This is a genomic window from Roseobacter sp., from assembly GCF_024639605.1.
In the GTDB taxonomy this organism is placed as follows: Bacteria; Pseudomonadota; Alphaproteobacteria; order Rhodobacterales; family Rhodobacteraceae; genus Roseobacter.
Genome location: NZ_JAHEHZ010000182.1, coordinates 1 through 652, shown reverse-complemented (window position 1 = coordinate 652; position 652 = coordinate 1). Strand labels below are relative to the sequence as shown.

Annotated in this window: 1 protein-coding gene; it reads left to right on the top strand. The window is 53.8% G+C overall.

Features of this window, described 5'->3' with window-relative positions:
* Positions 1 to 652, top strand: a 652-nt coding sequence (locus Q0M35_RS16750; protein ID WP_295317409.1) for a DUF4102 domain-containing protein, incomplete at both ends; no start/stop codon positions are given.

Below are 652 nucleotides of genomic sequence, written 5' to 3'. Positions count from 1 at the left end.
GGATCCTGTACCAAAAATGCCCCTAACTGACCTGAAGATTCGCAAGGCAAAACAGAAGGATAAGGCCTACCGGATTAACGACGGTTTGGGCCTGTCTCTTCTAGTCCGCCCGGGTGGTACAAAATCTTGGCAGTTTCGCTATCAGTTCATGGGCAGAGAGAAGATTCTCAGTATTGGTTCGTACCCGATCATTCCACTAGCTGATGCAAGAACGCGTCGTGACGAAGCTAAACGCCTGCTTGAGAGTGGAACGGACCCATCCGTACAGAAAAAGCTCGATAGAATTGATGCCCACGTCAAAGCACGTATGACCTTCAAAGAGGTAGCGGACGAATACTACGAAACATTGGTTGATCGAGGTCTGGCTGAAGCCACTCTGCGCAAAAAGCGCTGGCACATAGACGACTTGGCCAAGTCACTCCACAATCGCCCAATCGACCAGATCACGGCTGCGGAGTTGCTGCACCTTCTGAAGCCCATAGAACGCTCAGGACGTCGCGAGACGGCCAAAAAGCTCCGTGCGACCATCTCTGCAGTTTTTCGGCTGGCAATGGTGACGATGCGCGCCCCGGCTGACCCATCCGCAGCGCTCAAAGACGCTCTGCTCCCACCTAAAGTGACAGGCCGTGCTGCTATCACCGACGAGCGAGAG